This window comes from Agromyces binzhouensis (genome assembly GCF_004135055.1).
GTDB classification, from domain to species: domain Bacteria; phylum Actinomycetota; class Actinomycetes; order Actinomycetales; family Microbacteriaceae; genus Agromyces; species Agromyces binzhouensis.
In genome coordinates this window covers 1-2,200 of record NZ_SDPL01000472.1, presented here as the reverse complement: position 1 = coordinate 2,200, position 2,200 = coordinate 1, and the positions used below count along the sequence as shown (strand labels likewise).

2 protein-coding genes are annotated in these 2,200 nt (G+C 72.7%); both read right to left on the bottom strand.

Annotated elements, in window-relative coordinates; genetic code table 11:
- A partial coding sequence (locus tag ESO86_RS15790; protein WP_165308031.1) for a DEAD/DEAH box helicase occupies positions 1–1,277 on the bottom strand: 1,277 nt, incomplete at its 3' end.
- Positions 1,278–1,505: 228 nt separating this feature from the next.
- Entirely contained in the window at positions 1,506–2,087 is a 582-nt protein-coding gene (locus tag ESO86_RS15785; RefSeq protein ID WP_422836506.1) for a DUF1684 domain-containing protein, read from the bottom strand.
- Positions 2,088–2,200 lie beyond the last annotated feature (113 nt).

The window sequence follows — 2,200 nt, the reverse complement described above, 5'->3', positions numbered from 1 at the left end:
GCCCGGTCGTCGCGTGCGGCGCGCTTGCGCTGCGCGTTCGCGCCCTGCGAGCGGCCACCGCCCTGCTGCGGCTTCGCGTCGCGCGGCGCGGGCTTGACGTACGGGGCGACCTCGCCGACGAGCGCGACGACGTTGGGGGTGGTCGGCACGACCTTCTCGGGCGTCACGCGGATCTCCGCCTTGCGGAGGAGCTTGCCGAGGTCGTCCATCTGGGCGGGCAGTGCGATCGTCACGACGTCGCCCTCGCTGCCGGCACGCGCGGTGCGGCCCGAACGGTGCAGGTACGCCTTGTGCTCGGTCGGCGGGTCGACGTGGATGACGAGCTCGATGTCGTCGACGTGCACGCCGCGCGCGGCGACGTCCGTGGCCACCATGACCTTGACCGAGCCGTCGCCGAACGCGGCCAGGTTGCGGTCGCGCTGCGGCTGCGAGAGGTTGCCGTGCAGGTCGACCGCGGGGATGCCCTGCTCGGTGAGCTTCTTCGCGAGCTTCTTCGCGTGGTGCTTGGTGCGCATGAACAGGATGCGGCGTCCGGTGCCCGACGCGAGGGTCTTCACGAGCTCGTGCTTGGCGTCGGTGTCGGGGACCTGGAACACGTGGTGGGTCATCGCGGCGACGGGCGAGTGCACCTCGTCGACCGAGTGGAGCACCTCGTTCTGCAGGTAGCGCTTCACGAGTCGGTCCACGCCGTTGTCGAGCGTCGCCGAGAAGAGCAGGCGCTGCCCGCCCGACGGGGTCTTGTCGAGGATGCGCGTCACGACCGGCAGGAAGCCGAGGTCGGCCATGTGGTCGGCCTCGTCGAGCACCGTGATCTCGACCGCGTCGAGGTGGGCGAAGCCCTGCTTCATGAGGTCCTCGAGGCGACCCGGCGTGGCCACGACGATGTCGACGCCCGCGCGGAGCGCGTCGGTCTGGCGCTTCTGGCTGATGCCGCCGAAGATGGTCGTCGCCTTCAGGCCGTAGGCGGCGGCGAGGGGCTCGATGGTCGCCGTGATCTGGGTGGCGAGCTCGCGGGTGGGGGCGAGCACGAGGCCGAGGGGCCGACCGGCGCGGCGACGGCCGCCGGCGAGGGTCGTGCCGAGGCGCGCGACCATGGGCAGCGCGAACGCGATGGTCTTGCCGGAGCCGGTCTTGCCGCGGCCGAGGACGTCGCGTCCGGCGAGCGTGTCGGGCAGGGTGTCGGCCTGGATGGGGAAGGCGGTGGTCTTCCCGTCCGCCGCGAGGGCGGCGACGAGGGGTGCGGGCACGCCGAGCGCGCCGAAGGTGATGTCGGTCAAGGGGGTCCGTTTCGGGAGGGCACGGCCGGATGCACCGGTGCACGATGCGGCAGCGGCGGATGGACCCGGCGGTGGGTGGTGGCGAAGACGCCGGGCGGCGAATCCGTTCGCCGTATGAAGTCAACGGGCTCGAGGCCCGGAAGCGTGTCTACGACGCAGGCGGCGCGTTCATCGCGCTCGCCGACGCCAACCATAGCAGGAGGTGGATCCGGAAGGCTGTGCGAGCACTCAGCGCGGCATCCGCTCGCCGACCGGCACGGGCTCGCGGAGCGTGTTCCCCGGAGGCGCGAGCGGGCACGACCACGACGGGTCGTACGCGCACGACGGGTTGTACGCGAAGTTGAAGTCGACCACGAGGCTGTCGTCGTCGCCGGCCGAGCCGAGGTCGGCGCCCTTGACGGTGTCGAGCAGGTAGCGGCCGCCGCCGTAGGTGCCGCCGGGCATGCCCGCGAGGCCGTCCTTGACCGGCAGGAACAGCCCGCCGCCGTACGCGGCGAGCCGCCACACGTCGAGCGTGCCGAGGTAGGGCAGCCGCACCGTTCCGACCAGCGAGAACGGGATCTTGCCGTCGGTCGAGCTGTCGACCACCATCCGCTGCGGTTCGTCGGGCCGGCGCACGTCGAGTTCGAACCGCCAGTCGGGGTCGTAGGGCGCGATGTCGAGTCCGGTGAAGCCCGCCCGGTCGTCGGGCAGCAGCGGCGACTGCGGATGCCCCGCGAACAGCTCGTCGCGGCCCGAGCGCCACAGCTCGTGCCCCGCCGCCGGGTCGTGCACGCTCAGGTGCCGGACGCCCGCGTACAGCGCGAACACGTGCCGGCGCCAATCGGCGAGCTGCAGCGCTCCGATCGACGCGGTCACGATCCGGCGCCCCGGGCGATCGACTCGGCCGCGTCTCCGCCGCGAGCGGCCCGCGCGGTCCTCAC